This window comes from Burkholderia puraquae, from assembly GCF_002099195.1.
GTDB classification, from domain to species: Bacteria; Pseudomonadota; Gammaproteobacteria; order Burkholderiales; family Burkholderiaceae; genus Burkholderia; species Burkholderia puraquae.
In genome coordinates this window covers 264,574-285,817 of record NZ_NBYX01000004.1, presented here as the reverse complement: position 1 = coordinate 285,817, position 21,244 = coordinate 264,574, and the positions used below count along the sequence as shown (strand labels likewise).

18 protein-coding genes are annotated in these 21,244 nt (G+C 66.8%); 2 read left to right on the top strand and 16 right to left on the bottom strand.

Annotated features, from left to right (window positions below; translation table 11 throughout):
- The first annotated feature begins 235 nt into the window (after positions 1-235).
- Positions 236-1,699 carry an MFS transporter gene (locus B7G54_RS10650; RefSeq protein ID WP_085039062.1) on the top strand — a complete coding sequence of 488 codons (1,464 nt, stop codon included), beginning with the start codon at positions 236-238 and terminating at the stop codon, positions 1,697-1,699.
- A 137-nt stretch (positions 1,700-1,836) separates the two neighbouring features.
- On the opposite strand, the gene B7G54_RS10645 is transcribed toward B7G54_RS10650, so the two are convergent.
- From B7G54_RS10645 to B7G54_RS10605, 9 genes are all read right to left on the bottom strand, one after another.
- Entirely contained in the window at positions 1,837-2,571 is a 735-nt protein-coding gene (locus tag B7G54_RS10645) for an O-methyltransferase (RefSeq protein ID WP_085039199.1), read from the bottom strand.
- Positions 2,572-2,676: 105 nt separating this feature from the next.
- Complete coding sequence (locus B7G54_RS10640) at positions 2,677-2,973, bottom strand: 4Fe-4S dicluster domain-containing protein (RefSeq protein ID WP_085039198.1); 297 nt, start codon at positions 2,971-2,973, stop codon at positions 2,677-2,679.
- 2 nt (positions 2,974-2,975) lie between these two features.
- Complete coding sequence (locus tag B7G54_RS10635; RefSeq protein ID WP_085039061.1) at positions 2,976-3,284, bottom strand: hypothetical protein; 309 nt, start codon at positions 3,282-3,284, stop codon at positions 2,976-2,978.
- 12 nt (positions 3,285-3,296) lie between these two features.
- The gene (locus B7G54_RS10630; protein WP_085039060.1) at positions 3,297-3,854 is read right to left on the bottom strand and encodes an RNA polymerase sigma factor; all 558 of its coding nucleotides are present in this window, start codon (positions 3,852-3,854) and stop codon (positions 3,297-3,299) included.
- 310 nt (positions 3,855-4,164) lie between these two features.
- The gene (locus B7G54_RS10625) at positions 4,165-5,058 is read right to left on the bottom strand and encodes a LysR family transcriptional regulator (RefSeq protein ID WP_085039059.1); all 894 of its coding nucleotides are present in this window, start codon (positions 5,056-5,058) and stop codon (positions 4,165-4,167) included.
- A 60-nt stretch (positions 5,059-5,118) separates the two neighbouring features.
- Positions 5,119-5,982, bottom strand: a complete 864-nt coding sequence (locus tag B7G54_RS10620) for an alpha/beta hydrolase (RefSeq protein ID WP_085039058.1) — start codon at positions 5,980-5,982, stop codon at positions 5,119-5,121.
- A 242-nt stretch (positions 5,983-6,224) separates the two neighbouring features.
- Positions 6,225-6,608: a VOC family protein gene (locus B7G54_RS10615; RefSeq protein WP_085039057.1), complete on the bottom strand. Its 384-nt coding sequence runs from the start codon at positions 6,606-6,608 to the stop codon at positions 6,225-6,227.
- Between the two features lie 22 nt (positions 6,609-6,630).
- Positions 6,631-7,593 carry a hydroxymethylglutaryl-CoA lyase gene (locus B7G54_RS10610; RefSeq protein WP_085039056.1) on the bottom strand — a complete coding sequence of 321 codons (963 nt, stop codon included), beginning with the start codon at positions 7,591-7,593 and terminating at the stop codon, positions 6,631-6,633.
- Positions 7,594-7,620: 27 nt separating this feature from the next.
- On the bottom strand, positions 7,621-8,811 hold the full coding sequence (locus tag B7G54_RS10605) for a CaiB/BaiF CoA transferase family protein (RefSeq protein WP_011352005.1): 1,191 nt from the start codon (positions 8,809-8,811) through the stop codon (positions 7,621-7,623).
- A 251-nt stretch (positions 8,812-9,062) separates the two neighbouring features.
- Here B7G54_RS10605 and B7G54_RS10600 point away from each other — a divergent pair, with 251 nt between their 5' ends.
- Complete coding sequence (locus B7G54_RS10600; RefSeq protein ID WP_085039055.1) at positions 9,063-10,028, top strand: D-2-hydroxyacid dehydrogenase; 966 nt, start codon at positions 9,063-9,065, stop codon at positions 10,026-10,028.
- Positions 10,029-10,317: 289 nt separating this feature from the next.
- On the opposite strand, the gene B7G54_RS10595 is transcribed toward B7G54_RS10600, so the two are convergent.
- From B7G54_RS10595 to B7G54_RS10565, 7 genes are all read right to left on the bottom strand, one after another.
- Positions 10,318-10,530, bottom strand: coding sequence for a hypothetical protein (locus tag B7G54_RS10595; protein WP_006497261.1), 213 nt, complete (start codon positions 10,528-10,530; stop codon positions 10,318-10,320).
- Between the two features lie 139 nt (positions 10,531-10,669).
- A complete protein-coding gene (locus tag B7G54_RS10590; RefSeq protein WP_085039054.1) occupies positions 10,670-13,252 on the bottom strand; it encodes an EAL domain-containing protein in 2,583 nt (860 codons plus the stop codon).
- Between the two features lie 64 nt (positions 13,253-13,316).
- Positions 13,317-17,006, bottom strand: a complete 3,690-nt coding sequence (locus B7G54_RS10585; protein WP_085039053.1) for a hybrid sensor histidine kinase/response regulator — start codon at positions 17,004-17,006, stop codon at positions 13,317-13,319.
- 46 nt (positions 17,007-17,052) lie between these two features.
- Positions 17,053-18,405 (bottom strand): ABC transporter substrate-binding protein, encoded by a 1,353-nt coding sequence (locus B7G54_RS10580; protein WP_244289318.1) that lies wholly within the window; start codon positions 18,403-18,405, stop codon positions 17,053-17,055.
- Between the two features lie 422 nt (positions 18,406-18,827).
- Positions 18,828-19,265, bottom strand: coding sequence for a hypothetical protein (locus B7G54_RS10575; RefSeq protein WP_085039052.1), 438 nt, complete (start codon positions 19,263-19,265; stop codon positions 18,828-18,830).
- A gap of 179 nt (positions 19,266-19,444) precedes the next feature.
- Positions 19,445-20,368: an ABC transporter permease gene (locus tag B7G54_RS10570; protein ID WP_085039051.1), complete on the bottom strand. Its 924-nt coding sequence runs from the start codon at positions 20,366-20,368 to the stop codon at positions 19,445-19,447.
- Entirely contained in the window at positions 20,368-21,234 is an 867-nt protein-coding gene (locus B7G54_RS10565) for an ABC transporter permease (protein ID WP_085039050.1), read from the bottom strand. The genes B7G54_RS10570 and B7G54_RS10565 overlap by 1 nt, the downstream gene beginning before the upstream one ends.
- Between the last annotated feature and the right edge of the window lie 10 nt (positions 21,235-21,244).

The window sequence follows — 21,244 nt, the reverse complement described above, 5'->3', positions numbered from 1 at the left end:
TGCCGGCCGCCGCGTGTCCCGCACCCTTTCTGCGCAGGAAAGGACGCTTGAAACATCCGCAATTATCACGTGCCGCGGATTTGCCCACCATGTGTCGAACGATCGGTACAGGCCACCTATCCGGCCCTTTCAAGGGCGTTGCGGTGCCTGCCGCCACGTCGTGCGACCGGGTGCCTCGCGCCGGTCGCGAACGGCCGGGCCCCGCGCCACGGCGTATCGATAATCAGGAGACACGATGAACAGCCATTCCCTCGATCTCGGCGGCAACGCGGGCGGACCCGCGTCCGCACGAGCGTCGGCCGCGGCCGCCGGCGTCGGCACCGATGCGTCGGCCCTTCCCGCCCGCCGCATCACGCTCGGCGATTTCATGGACGACCTGCCCGTTGGCGCATTGCACCGGTTCGTCGTCTGGGTGATCGGCGTCGGGCTGTTTTTCGACATGTACGAGATCTTCCTCGTCAGCACGATCGGTTCCGCGTTGCAGAACGAATACGGGCTGAGCCGGCAGAGCACCGATTTCAAGCTGCTGCTGGCATCGGCATTCATCGGCATGTTCGTCGGCGCGATGTGCCTCGGCAGCCTCGCCGACCGCATCGGCCGGCGCAAGGCGTTCCTGCTGACGCTCACGTGGTACAGCGCGTTCTCGCTGGTCGGCGCGTTTTCGGTGAACGCCGACATGCTCGTCGCGTGCCGGTTCCTGACCGGCATCGGCGTCGGTGCGATCTATCCGGTCGCCGACAGCTTCCTGTCCGAGATCCTGCCGAAGGAAAAGCGCGGGCGGCTCGCCGCTTGGGCCTATACGACTTCCTATGTCGCGGTGCCGCTCGTCGGCTTCCTCGCGCTTTGGCTCAACCCGCTGCATGTGGGCGGCGTGGCCGGCTGGCGCATCATTCTCGCGATCGGCAGCCTCGGCGCCGTGTATGTGCTGCTCGTCCAGCACCGGTTGCCGGAGAGCCCGCGCTGGCTGCTCGCGCAGGGTCGCACGGCTGATGCGCACGCGGCGTTGCGGCGCTTCGCGGAAGGCACCGGCGTGCGCGTGCCCGAGCAATTCGCGGAACCGGTCGAGCCGCAACGGCCGCTTGGTCTCGGCGAGCGTATCGCGCTGCTGCGGCGCGAGCCGTACGGCGCGCGCTACCTGATGCTCGCGATCTTTCACCTGTTCCAGGGCTTCGGCTATTACGGCTTCGGTACGCTGGCCAGTACGGTCGTGAAGAGCCGTGGCTTCGACGTGACGGACAGTACGCTGTTCATTGCGCTGTCGTTCATCGGCTATCCGGTCGGCTCGCTGCTGTCGATACCGCTGCTCAACTGGATCGAACGCCGCACGCTCGTGATCGTGTCGATCCTGTCGATTGCCGTGTTCGGGCTGTGCTTCGCGTACTCGGGGCATACGCTGCTGATCGTCGGCTTCGGGTTCCTGACGACCTGCGCGTCGAACGTGTTCAGCAATGCGTATCACGTGTACCAGGCGGAGATTTTTCCGGCGCGCGTGCGTTCGACGGCGATCGGCACTACCTATGCGCTGTCGCGGATCGTCAGCGGTGCGCTGCCGTTCGTGTTGCTGCCGGTGCTCGGCCGTTACGGCGCGGGTGCGATGTTTGGCGTGATTTCGGTTGCGCTCGGTATCGTCGCAATCACGCTGCGTGTGCTTGGGCCGCTGACTACGCGGCGCAGTCAGGACGAGATCAATCCGGCTTGAGCGTTTGTCGATGCGAGAGCGCGGCAACGCGCTCGCGCAACGCCCGCGTGCGCGAAGCGATGGCGGGTGAATCCCGAAGCGGGATGCGTGTCGATCGACGGCTGCGTCCTTCAATCCGAGCCCACGCGACAAGGACGCTACGACGGCATTCCCGCTTGCGAAACGACGACCGTGAATTCGATCCCCGATTCAAAATCCAGCGTCGTGGTCGAGAACCGCGGATCGTCATCGAGGTAGTGCTTGTACGGTCGAACGGCGTCCTCGGCGGTGTACATGTTGTCGGCCAGTACGATCGATCCCGCGCGCAGCAGGCGCTCGATCCGCTGGAACACCGTCAGATAGGCGTCGGCCCATACGTCGATGAATACCATGTCGAAGGTACCGTCCAGTTCGGCAACGGTCTCGAATACATCGCCCTCCCGCAAGTCGACATAGGCGTCCAGGCCCGCTGTTCCGACGTGATCGCGCAAACGTGAGCACTTGAGCGCATCGCGTTCGGTCGCGACGACCACGCCACCACCCAACGTGCGCAGCGCCTCGGCGAAATACAGCGTGGACACGCCGCAAGAACTGCCGAGTTCGAGGATTCGGGACGGCCGTTGCGAGAGCACCATGTTACGTAAGAACCCTCCCGTTTCCGGCGACACGGCCAACGACAGCGGACTGCCCTCCGGGGACACGAAGTCGTCGCTGGACAGCCCGAATGTTTCGAGAAACCGCCCCCGCAAGCGCGGTGCGATCGCTTCGTATTCGTCGGCTAGCGACAGAAAATCCTCGTTCGATCCCTGGAACTGCGCGCGGGCACGGGCCGCGATTTCGGTCCGGCTCTCTTCATGGAGCCGCCGCAGAAGAACGGTAGTGGGTGAAGCCATGTGCATTCCTTGACGAAATTGATCACTTCGACGATGTATCCAGCGGCTGCCTCTCCCGTCAGGGATTCGGCGCTGTCGTTCGATATCGGCGAGACACGGGTGTTGCTATGCCGTCCGGGCGAGCGTGATGGCGCGTTCGGGGCACGCCGTCACACACAGTCCGCACGACCGGCAGGCATCCGCGTTCGGCGTGTAGGCGACGTTCATTCCATGCACGCGCAGCTTCAGGCGATGCATCAGATCGAGGCCGACGTAATCGGCCTTGTCGATGCGCCGGATCTCGAACACGTTTTCAGGGCAAACCGCGACGCAATCCCCTTTGCCTTCGCAACGCTTCAGATCGACGACCGGCGCGATCACGCCCGGCTTCTGCTTGCAGTCGCCCGTTGATTTTTCGCGCACGTTCACTCTCCCGCGGGCCGGTCGCTGCCGGATCGCCACGCGCTCCGGAAATGCTCGCGTTCTTCGGGCGTCATGGATTCCCACTTGCGCCAGTGGCGCCGACCGCGCCAGCCGTGGTGTCCGCGGAATCCGCCGAACAGGATGCGGCTCAACACGAGCAGGCCCAGCGCATGCACGAAGTCGATCGTACGGGCGCCGGCGAATAGCGCCGGCATCACCCAGTTCCACAACATCATGACGACCCATCCGAGCACGCCTATGGCGATCACCGCGAGCAGCGCCTTGCCTGCACATCTGATTCGAAAATTCATCTGTCGACTCCTCTAGGTATTGTCCAGTTCGTCATAAACAGGCTGCAGCCGGGCACGCAGATGCAGGACCGCATAGCGTTTGCGAGCGAGCAGCGTATTGAGCGCGACACCGCCTTGCGCGGCCATCTCCTTGAAGGAGCGGCCCTCCAGTTCGTGCGCGATGAATACCTCGCGCTGATTCGTCGGCAACTCGTCGAGCGCATCCTGCAAGGCCTTGAGCAAGAGCGTGCGCGCGTAGCGTGCTTCGGGGCCGGCATCATGCGCCGGCAGCGCGAGGTCCAGGCGATACTCGCTGTTCGCGTCATCGTCGGCCTCGAACAGATCGGTCAGCGGCTGCTCCTTCTTCTTGCGAAAGCGGTCGACGATACGGTTGCGCGCGGCACGGAAAAGCCACGCGCTCGCCTGTTCGATTGGCGCCGGCAGCCGGTAAGCCTGAACGAATTCGTGAAATACATCCTGCAGAATGTCCTCGGCATCGTCCGGGTCGCGAATCCGACGCCGGATAAAGCTCACGAGCCTCGTTCGTTCACGCATCACTATCGCGGTGATGTCGCGGTCTGGGTCGGTCATCGTGCGTGAAGTGAGTGCGATTCCATGCGCCTGAAGACGTTTCAGGCGCGCGAATATTGTGTCGAGTGCGAAAATTTACTGCGCGAACGCGCCGCCAAGCTGGCGGAACACCAGTTTGCCCGGCCCGGAGGTCATCGCTGACGCAATCGGGCGCGGCGTAAAGATAGTGAAAGAAACGAGCCCGCGACGATCGGGACGATCGGGCGGAAAATGCGCTTCGCGGCAGCGAAACCTGCTGGCGGCAGGCGCGTGCCCCGGCGTCGGTGTTCCCAGGGCGAGATGGAAAAGCGCGTGCCGTGTCAGACCGGCGTCATCGCGCCGACATGAAATCGAACAGCTTCGCGATATCGGTCGTCAGCACGGTACCGGCCTTTACCCCGACCCACAGTGTGCGCGTTGCCCACGCATCGTCGAGCTTCACGACCCCGAGCCGAGCCGCGCGCTCGCCGGTCACCGCGTCGCGCGGCAGGATGCCGATGCCGAGCCCTGCCTCGATCATCCGGCTCACGCCGTCGAAATTCGATACCTGGATCCGCAGCTTCAGCGAGTGCTCGACCGCGAACGCGGCGTCGGTCATGCGCGCGAGCAGCGAGCTGCCGTCGCTGAGCCCGACGTAGTCCTCGTCGAGCGTATCCGCGAAGCGAATGCTGTCGCGCGTAGCGAACCGGTGTGTGCGCGGCACGAGCAGCACGAGCTCGTCGCGCCGGTACAGCCGCCGTTCGATCCCGGGGGCCGGCACGTTATCGGCGAACACGCCGAGATCGGCCTTGCCGGACGCAAGTGCATCGACGATCTCGTGGCTCAACCGTTCCTCGAGGCTCACCTTGATGCCCGGATTGTCGGTGAGGAACGCGGCAAGATCGGCGGGCAGGAACTGGACGATCGCGGACGTGTTGGTCCACACGTGGATGTGGCCGCGCACACCGGCGACATAGTCGCTCATCTCGTGCGCCATCCGGTTGACCTGCTCGATCACCTTCGCCGCATGGTCGAGCAGCGCGCGGCCCGCGGGCGTCAGCTCGACGCCGCGCGCATGCCGGACGAACAGCGCACTGCCCGTCACGCTTTCGAGCTCGGCAATGCGCTTGCTGACCGCGGACAGCGTGAGCTGGCCATGTTCGGCCGCTTTCGTCAGGCTGCCGTGCTCGGCGACGAGCGCGAACACGCGCAGCGACTGCAGATCGAAATGAAGCGGGTTCACCATGTCGTGGGTCCTGGGAAGGCCATGCCGGCGCATGCCGTCGGCGCGGCGGCCTGACGCCGATCATACGCCCGGCCGATCCCGCGCGATACGGCGCGCCTGGCACGGCGCGATCGACTGCAATGCGGCGAGCATCGCACCGTCCGGCTTCGCGAGATCGTCGAGCACGTCGAAGTGCTGCATGCCGGGGAGCCCGACGTGGACGATTCGTTCGCCGGCCGCTTCGCATGCCGCCGCGTAATCATGTGCTTGCCGAACGAGCTCGGGCAACTCGGCGTCGCCGGCCGCAACGACCGTCGGCGCGCCAGGCCCGATATGGCGCAGCGGGCTGTATGCATCGACTTCGCGTGCGGTGAGCTGCAGCTTGTCGTTCAGGCAACACAGCGAGATGGGTTCGAGATCGACGAGCGGGCTGATCGCGAGCGCCGACACGACGGCCGGATGCGTGCGGTGCACGGCCGTCAGGTGGCCGCCCGCCGAATGGCCGCTCAGGTGGATCGGCCGCTTCGCCGTGCCGAGGCCGTCGGGATCGTTCGCCAGGTAGTCGAGCAGTGCACCGATCTCGCCGACGATGTCGGTCATCGTCGCGACCGGCGCGAGCGTGTATTCGGCGAGTATCACGTCGAAACCGCGCGCGAGCGGCCCGCTCGCCGCATACGCGAAATCCTCTTTCGCGCAGTGCTGCCAGTAGCCGCCGTGAATGAACACGAACAGCGGCGCATCGGGCTGACCGCACGGCAGCCAGTCGAAACGCTGCGCGGGTTGCGCACCGTAACGCAGGTCGCGCCGGCCGGAGGCGGCTTCGTAGAGCGTCGCACTGCGCGCCTGCATCGACGCCAGCAACGCCGGGAAATCGGGTACCACCTTCGTGTTCAGATAGGCGGCGTCGAGCGCCGCGCGGTCCATGCCGCGATAGAGGATCGTCATCGGGAATCGCCTGGGTCGGGTTGTGGAAGCGCGAACGCAAGCGTCGCGTCCGGTGCGAAGGCAGCCGCTCGGTCGCCTTCGCACGCATTATCCGCAGCGCGGTACGGGCCGGCTATCCGGAATCGGCGGGCGCGGAAGCCGGCTGTCCGTTTTCGGCGGGAGATCGGCACGGCATGCAGCCGCACCGGCGGGAGCGGGGCCGCATGCGCGATGGCGCGAGACGGCCGGCGATGCGCCGGCGGTCAGATCAACTCGGAGATCTCGATCAGGTTCAGGTCGGGATCGCGCACGTAGACCGACCGGATCTTCTGCGTCGCGCCCGTGCGTTCGACGGGCCCTTCGACGATCGGCCACCCGACACGCTTCAGGTGCGCAATCACGTCGTCGAGCGGCACCGACGCGATGAAGCACAGGTCGAGCGCGCCGGGCACCGGCACATGCGCTTTCGGTTCGAACTCCGCGCCGCGCACGTGCAGGTTGATCTTCTGGTTGCCGAAGCGGAATGCGATCCGGCCGGCGCCGAAGGCGTCGAGCTGCATCTGCAATACCTCGGTGTAGAAATGCTTCGTCCTCTCGGGATCGACGCAGGTCAGCACGAGATGGTCGAGGTGGTCAATCAGCGCCATGAGGTTCGCTCCGGTTCGTCGTTCATGAGAAAGCGCGTTGCGCGGGCATGTCGCCGGCGTCCGCGCGCGGCGGCGGATGAAGGTCGGAGCGGCGCCCGGCCTTCAGGATCTGGCTCGGCACGTCATGACCGATCAGCGCGGGCAGCCGTGCCGATGCGGTCAGCACGGCCGCGAGGTCGACACCGGTATCGTAGCCGTCGAGTTCGAGCATGTGCACGAGTTCTTCGGTGCACGCGTTGCCGGTCGCGCCCGGCGCGTACGGGCAGCCGCCGAGCCCACCGAGCGACGCGTCGAAGCGGTCGATCCCGGCGTCGAGCGCCGCGAGCGTGTTCGCCAGCGCCATCCCGCGCGTGTTGTGGAAGTGCAGCGTGAGCTGCAGCGCGCCGAAGCGCTCGCGTGCGCGTGCCGACAGTTCGCGCACCTGCGACGGAAACGCCATGCCCGTCGTATCGCACAGCGTGAAGCCGTGCACGCCGAGATCCGCGAAGCGCTGCATCCATGCGAGCACGCCCTCGGCCGGCACGTCGCCTTCCATCGGGCAGCCCATCGCGGTCGACAGCGACACGTTGATCGCGACCCCCGTGCCGCGTACCGCGTCGATCACGTCGCGCAACTGTGCGAACGATTGCTCGCGCGTCATCCGCAGGTTCGCACGATTGTGGCTTTCGCTCATCGACATCACGAGGTTCACTTCGTCGACGCCGCACGACAGCGCGCGCTCGGCGCCACGCAGGTTCGGCACGAGCACCGTATAGACGACGCCCGGTGCGCGCACGATGCCCTGCATCACGGCCTCCGCGTCGCGCAGCGCGGGAATCGCCTTCGGCGACGTGAACGACGTGACCTCGATCTTCGCGTAGCCGCACGCGCTCAGCGCATCGACGAGCGCGATCTTGTCGTCGGTGTCGACGAAGGCCGCTTCGTTCTGGAAACCGTCGCGTGTCGCGACTTCGTGGATGTAGAGCCGTTTGCGTTGCCCGCTCATGTCGCGTCTCCGGATTCGGGTTCGGGTTCAGATCACGCCGCGCGTGCGCCAGTCGCCGCGCGTCGCCGCATCGATGCCGAGCGATTCGAGTACCGCATCGGTATCCGCGCCGAGCGCGGGCGCCGCATGTTCGATGCGCCCGGGCGTCGCGCCGAGCTTCGGCACGATGCCGGGCACGAGCACCGGCGTGCCGTCGGGCAGCGCGGCATCGACGAGCATGTCGCGCGCGCGGTAATGCGGATCGGCCGCGATGTCGGCCACGTCGTAGATGCGTCCGGACGGGATGCGCGCTTCGTTCAGCGCGGCCAGCACGGCGTCGAGATCGTGCTGCGCGCTCCACGCGCCGATCGCCGCATCGATGCGCTCGACCTGCGCGACCCGCCCGTCGTTGTGCGCAAGCGCGGGATCGTTGCCGAGATCGGGCCGGCCGATCAGTTCCATCAGGCGCCGGAAGATGCTGTCGCCGTTGCCGGCGATCAGTGCGTACTTGCCGTCGCGGCAGCGGTATGCGTTGGTCGGCGCGATGCCGGGCAGGCTGCTGCCGGCCGCCTCGCGCACGGCGCCGAACGCCGAGTATTCGGGCAGCAGGCTTTCCATCATGTTGAACACCGACTCGTACAGCGCGACGTCGACAACCTGCCCCTTGCCGCCCTGCTGCTCGCGATGCCGCAGCGCGAGCAGCACGCCGATCACGCCGTGCAGCGCCGACAGCGAATCGCCGAGCGAGATGCCGACGCGCACCGGCGTGCGGCCGGGCTCGCCGGTCAGGTGCCGCAGGCCGCCCATCGCCTCGGCGATCACGCCGAAACCGGGGCGGTCGCGGTACGGGCCCGTCTGGCCGAACCCCGACACGCGCAACATCACGAGGCCCGGATTGATCGCGGACAGCGCGTCCCAGCCGAGCCCCCAGCCTTCGAGCGTGCCGGGCCGGAAGTTCTCGATCAGCACGTCGGTCTCGGCGACGAGGCGGCGCACGACGTCCTGCCCTTCGGGCGTGCGCAGGTCGAGCGTGAGCGAGGTCTTGTTGCGCGACTGCGCGGCCCACCAGACCGACGTGCCGTCGTGCAGCAACCGCCATTTGCGCAGCGGGTCGCCGAGCCCGGGCGGCTCGACCTTGAGCACGTCGGCGCCGAATTCGGCGAGCATCCGGCCCGCGAACGGCCCGGCAATCAGTTGTCCGAGTTCCAGCACGCGGATGCCGTCCAGGGGGCGTGTCATGGTTGTCTCCGATGAAATCGCGTTGTCGATGACGGCGATCATGACGGCGTTCGTGCCCGGCGAAAATCGATCGATGCTCAACCAGCCTTTCCGAAACGGAAAGGCGTGCGGCGCCACCGTTCCCGTAGGTGATGCGTCAGCCTTTCCATCCGGGAAAGCGCGCTCGCGCAACGGTCAAACGACGGCACGCGCGCCGCCGGCAGAATCGAACCCGTTACGCGCCCGCCGGGCGCCCGTCAGCGAGACCCGCCATGCTTTCTGTTTCCTCTCCCGCGAAGATCGTGTTTCTCGACCGCGCGACGCTGTCGCCGCAAACCGTGCTGAAGCCGTTCCCGTTCCCGCACGCGTTGCGCACGTTCGACCGGACGGCCGCGCACGAGATTGCCGCGCGCATCGGCGATGCGGACATCGTCGTGACCAACAAGGTGCGGCTCGACGCGGCGGTGCTTGCCGATGCGCGGCGCCTGCGGATGATCGCAATCGCCGCGACGGGCACCGACATCGTCGATCTGGACGCATGCGCGGCGCGCGGCATCGTCGTGAGCAACATTCGCGGGTATGCGGTTCGGACGGTGCCCGAGCACACGTTCGCGCTGATCTTCGCGCTGCGCCGGAGCCTCGTCGCGTACCGCGACGCGGTGCGCGCGGGGCGCTGGCTCGACAGCGGGCAGTTCAGCTTTTTCGATCATCCGATTCGCGACCTGGCCGGCTCGACGCTCGGGATCGTCGGCGACGGCGTGCTCGGGCGCGCGGTGGCCGGCATCGCCCGTGCGCTCGGCATGCGGGTGCGGTTCGCGGCGCACGGCGATGCATCGGGTGACGATTACGTGCCGCTCGACACGCTGCTGCGCGACAGCGACGTGATCACGCTGCACTGCCCGCTCACGCCCGAGACGCGGCACCTGATCGACGCGGCCGCGTTCGCGCGGATGGCGCGCCGGCCGCTGCTGATCAACACCGCGCGCGGCGGGCTCGTGGATGAACGCGCGCTCGTCGACGCATTGCAGTCGGGGCAGATCGCGGGTGCGGGGTTCGACGTGGTCACGCAGGAGCCGCTGCCGGCCGGGCATCCGTTCCACGCGATCCTGGCGCACCCTGCATTCATCCTGACGCCGCACGTCGCGTGGGCGAGCGACGAAGCGATGCAGGCGCTCGCCGATCAACTCGTGGACAACGTCGCCGCGTTCGTGGGCGGTACGCCGCGGCACGTGGTGTGACGTGCGTGGCGCCTGGCGCACCGCAAGGTCATGTGAACCGCGCAAACAGAATGGCCCCGCTCGATGGCTCGAAGCGGGGCCGGCTGAATTCGGGCGCGGGTGACGCCAGCGACCCGGCACGTGGCGGGTTCGTGCATCCGCCCTGCCTTGCGGCCGGTGTCTGAATGCCTGAGGGGTTCTACTTCAAGGAATCCGGGCTGCCAACGCGGTAGGGCGAGCCTGAAACCGAATGGGACGAATCCCCCAAAATCGTCGGTTCGACAGCGGCGCGCCGCTATCGACGCGAATCTCAGTAAGCAGACATCTCGACGCAAGGATCGACCTTGGACGGCGAGCAGATGACCGAATACTTGGCGCTCTCGCGCATCAGCGCCTCACCTTCGTGCAGCGCGATCTTGATCTCGGGGTGACGCTCGTACGCGAGGAATGCCGAGCACACGACTGCGGACATCACGACGAGGGAAAACACAAATTTTTCAAGGGTTTGGAAGCGTTCAGGCATGATTCGACCTATCTCTTAGGCCGCAATTATATCTCGAAATAAGGGTTTTCCCTATCACCCAACCCGCATACCGATCATCAGTCTGGTCGTACCCCTTTAGATCGCCCCTGCCCACCCGGCCGTTTCGCGTGGCTCGTGCTCAAGCCCGGTCGCGCGGTTCCGGCGCGCCGGCGCTCCGGAACGGAGATCGGTGAGCGCCGAGGCGGCCCGCACCGATGCCGAGCCCGTTGTGCAGCGAGTCGTGCTCGAATCGCTGGAATGACTCGACGATATGCTTGCGCAGCAGCGCGACATCCCACGGCTTGATCAGGAGCTTCTGGACGGATCCGTCTCCCGGCCCGCTGGCGATCGATTGCCCGTCGCCGTAACCGGACAGCAGGATGCGCACGATGTCCGGGTACAGCGCCTTCACACGCTGCAACAGGTCGACGCCCGACACGCTCGGCATCCGGAAGTCGGACACGATGACGCCGACGCGGTGCTGGGCGAGCAGGTCGAGCGCCTGGCCGGGGTCGGTGGTGTCGAGAATCTCGTAGCCGTCGCGGCCGAGCGCCTGCCTGAGCATCTGCAAGGTGGCACGGTCGTCGTCCACCAGCAGCAGCGTCCGGTGCAGCAGTTCGCGCTGCCGGCAATGTTCGGGCAGTTCCGAGCCGGCCGACAGCATGTCGGCAATTTCATCGCCGGTCACCGGATGGCTGAAGTAGTAGCCCTGCATGGCGTGGCAGCGGTGCCGGTTCAGGAACGACAGCTGCGCTTCGGTTTCGACGCCTTCGGCCACCGTCTCCATGTGCAGCGACTCCGCCATCGCGATGATCGAGCGCGTCAGCGACGCGCCTTCCGCACTGGTGGTGACGTCGCTGAGGAACGACCGGTCGATCTTGACGACATCGATCGGCAAGTCCTTCAGGTACGACAGGCTCGAATAGCCGGTGCCGAAGTCATCCAGCGACAGCACGACGCCGAGCGCCTTCAGTTCGCGCAGCGTGTGCGCGATCGCATTGCAGTCCTGCATCAATACGCTTTCGGTCAACTCGAGTTCGAGCGAGGCCGGCGCCAGCCCTGTTTCCTGGAGCGTCTTGCGTACCATGTCGGCCACGTCCTGTTGCCGGAACTGGCGCGCCGACAGGTTGACGGCGATCCGGATCGGCGGATGTCCGTCCTGATGCCAGGCGACAGCCTGTGCGCAGGCGGTGCGCAACACCCACTCCCCGATCGGCAGAATCAGCCCGCATTCCTCGGCGATCGGGATGAAGCGGTCCGGCGGAATGATGCCGATGCCCGGGCGGCGCCAACGAATCAGCGCCTCGACCCCGCTGATCTGGCCGGTCTTGAGATCGACCTTCGGCTGGTAGTACAGCTCGAGTTCGCCGTTTGCGACGGCCTGGTGCAGTGCGTTTTCAAGGACGGTCTGCTCTTCCACGCGCGCACCCAGTTCGCGCGTATAGAAGCTGTAGCAGTTGCGCCCGTGTTCCTTCGCGCAGTACAGCGCGGCATCGGCCGTTTTCAGCAGCGTCTCCGCGTCCGTGCCGTCGGTCGGACAGAGGCTGACGCCGACGCTGGTCGTCACGTGCAGGTCGTGTCCGTCGAGCACGAACGGCGCGATGAAGGTGTTCAGGATCTTGCGGGCGATCGCGTCCGCGTCCGACGGCGTCGACAGGTTGACCAGCATCACGACGAACTCGTCGCCGCCGAGCCGCGCGACCGTGTCGCCGTCGCGCACCGAGCTCGTCAGGCGCGCGGCGACGACTCGCAGCAGCCCGTCGCCGACCGAGTGGCCGAAGCTGTCGTTGACGTGCTTGAAGCGGTCCAGGTCGAGCACCATCACCGCGATCAGCTGCCCGGTGCGTCTCGCCTGCGACATCGCCTGCTCCATCCGGTCGCCGAGCAGGTTGCGGTTGGGCAGGCCGGTCAGCGCATCGTGGTTGGCCAGGTATTCGATACGCCCCTGCTGCATCTTGCGCTCGGTGATGTCCTGAACGATGCCGCGCAGGATGATCGCGTGGTTCGGATCGCGCCCGGACTCCGCCTGGTGCAGCACGTAGCGCTCGGTGCCGTCCTCGTGAATCAGTCGATGCTCCAGCGAGAATGCGACACCCTCGGTGCGCAGGCTGGTGTAAGACTGCACGAGCAGCGGCTGCTCGTCGGCCGGAACGGTTTGGATCAGCCGCTCGAACGTAGGCGGTGTGTGTGTGGCGTCGAGCCCGAGAATCCGGTACAGCTCCGGCGACCAGTAGCCGTCCGTCCGCCCGGCCTGGTACTCCCAGTTGCCCAGGTGCGCGAGCGCCTGCGCGTGCGTGAGGCTGACCTCGGTAGTCGCCAGCTTTTCGACGGCAGCGGCGGCGCGCAACAGATACCGGATCCGGTAGCCCAGCAGCTTCCACCGCATCGGCTTGGACACGAAGTCGGTTGCGCCGGCATCGAATGCGCTGGCGATCGATTCGTCGTCGTCGTTGCCCGTGAGCATCACGATCGGCACGCGGCGACCTTCCGGCAATGCGCGCAGCGCGCGGCAACAATCGAATCCGTCGCCGCCGGGCATTTCGACATCGAGCAGCACGACGGCGGGGCGATGATGCAGGAACGCATCGATGCCTTCCTGCGGCCCCGTCGCTTCCACGACGCTGAAGCCTTCGGGTTCGAGCGTTTCCGCGACCAGCAGGCGCGTCATTGCATCGTCATCGATGATCAGAATCTCCGGCAAATCGGCATTGTCCTGGTTCACTACCGTCCTCCTGTTTGCACCGCTGCGAGATCGCCCCGGCGACCGGCCGGCGATCGTTCAATCTTCAACCGTCCACGCGCTCGGCGATCAGTGCGGCTTGCGCGTGCCCGAATTCCGCATCCGTGCCGGCGACGAGCGCCTCCGCGGCAGTCACGTCGGCGGCGCGCGCCAGACGCTCGATCTCGCGGCAGCGGGCCGACAGCAGATGCGCGCCGACGTTCGCGCTGCTCGATTTCAGCGTATGGGCGGCCAGCTTCAGTGCATCGGCGTCGCCTGCTTCGACCGCCGCGCACATGTCGCGGATCAGCCGCGGCGCGTCCGCCGTGAATTGATCGATGATCCGGGTCAGCACATCCGGCCGGCCGGGCCGCTGGAGCGCGCGTAATGCGTCGAGCGCCTTGCGGTCGATCACGCCGGCGTCTTCGTCAGGGCCGGCGGCCGCTGTCCCGCTCGCGCCGATACCCTCTTTCGTGCCCGTTTCGCTGTCGGCCCGAGCCCCGGCCTCATCGCTCGCGGCGGCCGGCGCACCTGCGCCTGCGCGAACATGGCGCGCGAGCATTCCCAGCAGCGCATCGCGGCGGAACGGCTTGCCGAGATAGTCGTCCATGCCGGCGGCCAGGCAGCGCTCCCGGTCGCCGCTGAGCGCATTGGCCGTCAATGCGATGACCGGCATGCGCGGCGCGGCGGCTTCGGCTTCGCGCCGTCGCAGCCGCCGCGTCGCCTCGAAGCCGTCCAGCAACGGCATCTGGCAATCCATCAGCACGACGTCGAAGGCGTCGTCCTGCAGCATTTTCAGTGCCTGCTCGCCATCGTCGGCCACGGCTACCCGATAGGCCGTGTCCTCCAGCATCGCAAGCGCGATCTGCTGATTGACCACGTTATCTTCCACCAGCAGCACATGCGCCGGGATTGCGTCGAGCGGCGTGTCCGGGTTCGGCCCGGCTTCATCGGCCGCCGGCGGCAAGCGAGGCGGCATCACCTGCATCGCCGATGCGATCGCCGAATAAAGATCGATGCCGTGGAGCGGCTTCGTCAGCCGCGCGGCGATGTCGAGTTCGTGCGCGACCTGGATGCTGTCCATCATCTCGAACGCGGTCAGCGTGATGATCCGGAGCGCACGCAGCGATGGATCGCGGCGGATGTGCTGCACGAGCGAGATGCCGTCCATGCCGGGCATCCGGACGTCGACGATCGCGAGGTCGAACGGCACACCGTCGGCGACGGCCGCCTGCAACTGCGACAGGGCATCGTCGCCGCCGATCGCCGTGGCCACGCACAGCTGCCATTCGATCGCGTGCTCGAGCAGCACGCTGCGATCGGTCTCGCTGTCGTCCACGATGAGCACCTTCAGGCCCGCGAGCGACGACCTCGCATGCGCCGCGACGCCGGCCGCGCCGGAGGCCGGCTCGAACCGCGTCGTCACGGTAAATACCGAGCCCTTTCCGGGCGTCGAGTCGAGCGTGAGCGTGCCGCCCATCATCTCGGCCAACTGCCGGGAAATCACGAGCCCGAGGCCGGTTCCGCCGTATTTGCGCGCGGTCGAGCTGTCGGCCTGCTGGAACGGCCGGAACAACTGCGCAGACACCTCGGGCGCGATGCCGATGCCGCTGTCGGCGATCACGAACACGAGGCGACCGTCTTCCGCATACGATGCGCCCAGCTCGACCTGCCCGTGCTCGGTGAACTTGATCGCATTGCCCAGCAGGTTCGTCAGGACTTGCCGCAGGCGGACCGGGTCGCCGCGCATCCATTCCGGCACGTTGTCGGCGCGCTTGTACACGAACGCGAGTTCCTTGCGCCGTGCGTTCGGTTCCAGCAGGGCGACGACATCGTCGAGCAATTGATGCAGGTTGAAATCGATGCGCTCCAGCGTCAGCTTGCCGGCCTCGATCTTCGAAAAATCGAGAATGTCGTCGATGATGACAAGCAGCGTCTGGCCGGATCGATACACGGTGTCGACGAACTTGCGTTGCCTTGACGTCAGCCGTGTGCGCTGCAGCAGTTCGGTCATGCCGAGCACACCATTCATCGGCGTGCGGATCTCGTGGCTCATCCTGGCGAGAAATTCCGATTTCGCCGAGTTCGCGGCTTCGGCCGTCGCGATCGCCGCCTGCAGATCGACGTCGCGTCGCTCGATTTCGTCGAGCATCGTGTTGAAGCCGGCGATCAGGGCCGCGACTTCGTCGCTGCCTTTGTGGGACACGCGCAGCGACAGGTCGTTGCCGCGGCGGACGCGCGCCATCGTGCGCGTCAGGTTCGACAGCGGGCGGGCGATCGACGTGCCGAGCCGATGGCTGATCACGAACCCGCCGATCGCGAGCAGGAACGATACCGCGACGATCATCAGGAACGCGCTCGTCACGGCCCGGTAGACATCCGATACGATGCCGCGCTGCTGCAGATCGATACGTACCGCCTGCTGTTCCGAGTAGGCCGCGAGACGATTGGCGGTCGTGTCGACGTCCGCGACGATGCGCTGCATCGCCACGTCGTTGGACAGCACGTCGGACTTCACCGCGAGGATGCGACGTGCGGCCCCGGCTAGTTCCGTGGCCAGCGCGGCTACCTCCTGGGCGCGGCTCGCGCTGCCCAGCCTGTCAGCGACGAGCGCATCGCGCAATGCGCTGGCGGACGCGGCGAGCGCGCCGATACTCTTGCGCACCCCTTCGTCGCGCTCGCTGCGGTCGGCGCCTTCGCTCTGCGCGACCGTGCGCAGGTCAGCCGCGAGCGCCTTGATTCCGCCATCGACGATGGTCGACAACGACGCGATCCGCACGGCCCTGCGTTGGAATGCAACGGCTTCGTCGAGATGCTGTCGCGCATTGACGATCCGCAGCGCGAACGGATCCGCGATCTCCGCCAGCATCACGTCGAGCGCATCGAGCGACTGCAGGACCCGCTCCTCTTTCGCGCGGTAGCGTGTCGCGACGGACGGCTCCGCGAACATGCCGCCGCGCAGCGCGAGCAGGCCGTCGTTGACGTCGAGGATGTCGGCCGCCAGGCGCCCGAGCGCGTTCGCCGCACCCTGCGCCGCGGCGCCGTCCAGGTTCGGCGCGGCAGTCGCGAGTGCATTGCTCGCGCCGTCGAGAGACGCCTGTATGCGTTCCCGCAGCGGCGCGAGCCGGTATCGGTTCGGTGCGACGTCGACGCGACCGGCAAGGGTGACGACGTCCTTGACGTTCAGGCGGACCTGGTCGAGCGCATGAATCGTCCGGTTGTATGCGGAATTGGCCGCCAGCGCGCCGCTCACCGCAGCATCGGCTTCGCGGTCGAGCCGCCCGGTCTCATTGCCGATCTCGCTCAGCAGCGCGGCGCCGCGTGCCTGAACGCGTTCGATCAATCGACGCTCGGCGACGAGTTGTGCGTTGCCCCGCAGGCGCTTCTCGACGCCTTCGTTCATCGACCCGAGCATCGTCCGGATATCGGCGGACGGTTCGTCGATCTCGCGCCCGTCGATCGCGCGCACGGTGGCCGTCATGTCGGCGATCCGCTGCAATTGCGTTTCGATCTCCGACGACGACTGCTCGCGCTCCGACGCGTCCCGGGCCCGTTCGAGCCTCCCGAAATCGACCGCGAGTTCCGCGTACGCACGCTCCAGCTCGTTGCTGCGCACCTGCTGCGGCATCGATTCCGTCGTCAGCATGCGCACGCCGGATGCAATGCCGTGCACGGCGGTCAGGCTGGTCAGGGAAGTCGCCACCGCGCCGAGCAGCATCAGGCCCGTGCTGGTGACGAGTTTCGCCTTGATATCCATGCAGCCCTCCAGGATCGGGATGGCCTGTTCGCGGCCATCCGGCCCGTTATCTGGCCGGCGCGTCCAGCGGCGTGATGCGGCCGTGTGCGATTTCGGTGAGGAACACGTCGTTCAGCGCCTGATGATCGTCGGCACCCAGGTTGACCACCAGGCCGCCCAGATCGAGATGATGAATCGATTCGAGCGCCTGTTTCAGGGTTGCCCGGGTCGGCTGCGGGCCCGCGCGTTCCAGCCCGATCAGCGCGATCTTCGCGTCGAGGCAGCCCTCGATATGCACCACGCCCACCTGTTCGTCCGGAAAGCGCTGCGCGATCAGCCGCGCGCAGTCCCGGATCACCGGGCGCTCGTTCCGCGGAAGCGGCACGACCTGCGAGATCAGCGTGCCGTTTCCTTCGTCGCCGATCAGGCGCACCAGGTCGTCCGTGCCGACGAACGACACCGCTGCGAGCCGCGCATCGAGGCCTTCGCGATGTACCGCGCGAATGATTGCGGCCACCGGTGTATACGGCCCGACCATGATAACGACGTCCGGTCGACCGTCGAGTACGGCGGCAAGGCCCGTGGCGACCGCGGTCGTACCGCGGCGAAACGTGCCGGTGGCAACCACGTCGAGGCCATGGCGCTGCAGGACGAGCCGGGTGCCCGCCAGTACCGCGAGCCCGAAGCCGTCGTCCTGGTAGAACACCGCGAAACGCTTGGCGCGATCGTGCGCGATCAAATGCTCGACCAGCACGCGCGTTTCGTCGTCATAGCTCGCCCGAATGTTGAATACCTCCGGAATGACCGGCCTGCGCAGCGCCATCGCGCCGCTGAAGATGCCGATAAGCGGAATGCCGGCATCCCGGATCATCGGCAGCACCGCAGTGGTCGTCGGCGTCCCCACATAGCCGAACAGGGCGAGGACGTTGCGCCGCTCGATCATTTCCAGCGTGTCGTCCACGGTCCGGTCGGGCTCGTAGCGATCGTCGGCAACCACGAGGTCGATCCTCCTGCCATGTACGCCGCCGTGCGCGTTCGCATCGTCGAATACGGCTTGTGCGCCCACCATCAGCCCGTGTCCGAGGCCCGAGGAATTTCCCGTCTGCGCGTTGACCATGCCAAGGCGGATCGCATCGTCGGTCACGCCGGGCTCGCCCGCGACGCTGGCACCGGAGCCCGCCATCGCGACGAAGCACGCAATGCGCGCCAGCGTTCGCCACCCCCCCGCGCGGCGCACTTGCCGACTGCCCGGACAGCCGTGCTCGCGCGCGACGGAACGTGCCGTCATTTCCTGCACGAGCGTTTTCGAGCGGCGAACGACCGGCAAATCGCGCCTGCAGCCGCAGCAGGCGAACGCGTGCAACCCATTCGAATACCCGGTATCAGAACCAATCCGCGCAGCCGACACGCTCTTGCCCATGCTGCGTTCCCCTTCGGCACCCGTTGTCTCGGTCTGGTGATGTACGCCGTGGCACGCCTTGCCGTTGTCGCGGCATGGCGCCCGATTAGTCATATATATAGGTGGCATCCCTTGCCACTGCAAGCCGCAGGAGCGAGCAAGGTCGTCGATCGCGGATGCGGCCCACGGCATCGCATCAGCGGCATTTCGATCCGGTTTTCAATGCGCAGTTTTGTTGCCGAAACGGGCTCGTCCGTATCGGATGCGGCGTGGTGCGCGCAGCGCGGCACCTGCCTTCGCGGCGTGCAAGCCGTGCGACGGCACTCGGCAGGTTCAGCGTTCCAACGCGGGAGCAAGCACTGCGCGGGATGGAGATCCGGGGGCGCGCCGCCATGCCGGCATTACCCGGCCCGGGAGAACGCGCGAACGATGCCCCCGTCGACTTACTGCGGCGCCGACGCGCCACTCGCCGCATTGCCGGGCCACGCCTTGCCGATCTCGTCGACCAGCGACTTGGCGGCGCCCGTCGCGATTGCGGCGTCGACGCCCGAGGTCTGCCACGAACCGTCGGCGGCCTTCACGAAGGTCAGGTTCGCGTGCGAAGGCTTGTAGTCGGCATTGCGCCACGTGACCACGACGTCGCACGCGTACGTGCGATCGCCGAGCTTCTTGCAGTCACCGTCGGGCTTCGCCGACACGACATCGGCCGAGACGGGCAGCGGCTGGCCGAACAGCGCGTTCAGGCCGCCGTGGTTTTCCGCCTCGAGCGCGCGGCGCACGGCGGCATCGACGTCGCTCGACCCGGGGCCGTCGTGGAGCAGGTTGCAGGCGGCCAGCAGCGTCGAAGCACCGGCGAGTGTCAGCAGCGTTTGGAACTTCATGGATATCCGTCAATCGTGGGAACGTCGGGCGGCACGCGGCGACGCGCATGAATACGTTCGCCGGGCCGGTACGCCGGGTAGTCTGCAACGTCCGCGCGTCGTGCGCGGTATCCATTTGTAACCAATTGCACGGGTGCGCAGCGGCGCCGTGCATCCGTCTGTCCGCCTGTCAGCAGCGCTTATGGCCGCTCCTGCTTCACGCGGCTCACGAGTTGCGTCGGGCTCACGAACTGCAGCGCGATCACGACCCATACGAGCGTGATGGCCATGTAGATCATCGCCATCGCGTCGATCGACTGCGGCGCGCGCACGCCGGTCGAGAACACCGCGTAATACAGCGCGACGACGAGCGTCTGCGTGCTCGGCCCCGCGGTGAAGAAGGTCAGCTCGAACATCCCGATCGTGCGCACCAGCACGAGCAGCCCCGCCGCGAGCATGCCGGGCACGAGCAGCGGCAGCAGCACGTAGCGGAAATAGCGCCACGTGTTCGCGCCGAAGATGCGCGCGGCGGCCTCGAGATTCGGATCGATCTGCTCGATGAACGGCGTCATCACGAGGATCACGAACGGCAGCGCGGGCACGAGGTTCGCGAGGATCACGCCGGGCAGCGTGCTCGCGAGCCCGACCTTGTACATCACGGTGGCCATCGGGATCCCGTACGTGACGGGCGGCACCATCAGCGGCAGCAGGAACACCAGCAGCGCGAAGCGCTTGCCGCGAAACTGCACGCGCGCCAGCGCATAGGCGGCCGGCACGCCGAGCGCGATCGACAGCAGCACCACCGCGCCGACGACCTCGACGGTCACCCACAGCACGCTCGCGAGCTGGAAGTCCTCCCACGCCTTCGCATACCAGTGCGGCGTGAAGCCCTGCGGCAGCGGCGTGCCGAACCAGCGGGTCGCGATCGAGTTCACCGCGACGGTCGCGATCAGCAGCATCACGTTCAGCAGGAAGAACGCCATCAGCCCCCACACGAGCGCCTTCCACGCGCGGCCGGCGAGATTGCCTGTCATCTTCTGCGGTTTCCTCGCATCGACGGGCCGCGCATCGGGCGCGTCGTGCTTCGGCGGCCAGGTGCGAGCGGCATGATTGTCGGTCGCCATCAGCCCTTGCCTCCCGTCACCGCGCCCGTATAGAAGAAACGGCGCGCGCCGAGCATCGACGCGACCACCAGCAATTGCACGAAACCCATCACGATCGCGATCGCCGATGCCAGCGAATAGTCGTAGCTCTCGAACGCAGCCTCGGCCGCCGCGATCGAGATCACGCGCGTGGGCCCCGCCGGCGCACCGAGCAGCACGGCCGACGGGAACACCGAGAACGCCTGCACGAACGACAGGCACGCGGCCATCGTGAGCCCCGGCACGAGCAGCGGCAGGTAGATCTGCCGGAACTGCTGCCAGGGATTCGCGCCGAGCGTCGCCGCTGCCCGCGCGAGCGTCGGGTCGATGCCGCTGATGTACGACAGCATCAGCAGGAACGCGAACGGAAAGCCCGACACGATCAGCGACAGCAGCACGCCCCAATAGTTGTGTGTGAGCCGTACCTCGTCGGTATACAGGTGCAGCCCCTGCAGCGTTTGCGGGAACCAGCCGTTCGGCCCGAAATACGTGAGCATCCCGTCGGCGACGAGCACCGTGCCGAGCGTGACGGGAATCACGAGCAGCGTCGTGACGAACTTCTGGTACGGCGAATGGCGGCGCAGCGCGAACGCGACGGGCACCGCGACGCCGACGTTGAGCAGCGTCGCCGGCACCGCGAGCTTCAGCGTGACGAGCACGGTTGGCCACATTGCGGTGTCGGTGAAGAACTGCACGTAGTTCGCGAGCGCGCCGCCGTTCGTCGGCTGGAACGACAGCACGAGGCCGTACGCGAACGGATAGATGAACAGCGCGACGATGAACGCGAGCGCGGGCGTGACGAGCCAGGCCTTTGCGTCGCGCGGCGTGCCGGACGCGAGCGTGCTCATGCGGCCTCCC